This is a genomic window from Serratia sp. NCCP-200, from assembly GCF_059697885.1.
On sequence record NZ_BAAKUJ010000012.1, the window covers coordinates 1 to 524 of the forward strand.

Annotated in this window: 1 rRNA gene; it reads left to right on the top strand. The window is 55.0% G+C overall.

Features of this window, described 5'->3' with window-relative positions:
* Nucleotides 1-109: 109 nt before the first annotated feature.
* Nucleotides 110-225 (top strand): 5S ribosomal RNA (gene rrf, locus AC6HVW_RS24570).
* The last annotated feature ends 299 nt before the right edge of the window (nt 226-524 follow it).

Genomic DNA, 524 nt, shown 5'->3' on the forward strand with positions numbered 1-524 from the left:
ACCTTACAACACCGAAGGTGTTTTGAAGAGATTGAAGTAGATTTTCAGCTGGTTCCGAGATTGGTTCTGGTGGTTACGAAAGTAACGGCCAAGAATGAAAAAGAATTTGCCTGGCGGCAATAGCGCGGTGGTCCCACCTGACCCCATGCCGAACTCAGAAGTGAAACGCCGTAGCGCCGATGGTAGTGTGGGGTCTCCCCATGCGAGAGTAGGACACTGCCAGGCATCAATTAAGCCAAGAGGCCATCCGCAAGGATGGCCTTTTTGCTATGCATCGAAAACGGAAATCCCCCTCACCCCCGCCCTCTCCCAATGCAACGAACGGGAACAACCTGAACCCCTGTGTGAGGGAGAGGGAGCCGTCCGGCGTCGTGGATGAGCCCGTACTGCTTCGGAAAGTGGGGAGAGGTTGGTGAGCCCGTACCGCTTCAGGACGTTGGAAGAAAGCAGAAAGATGAAGTATTACACAGAGAGACCCGCGAGCTCGATCGGTTCCCTCTCCCTGTGGGAGAGGGTTAGGGTGA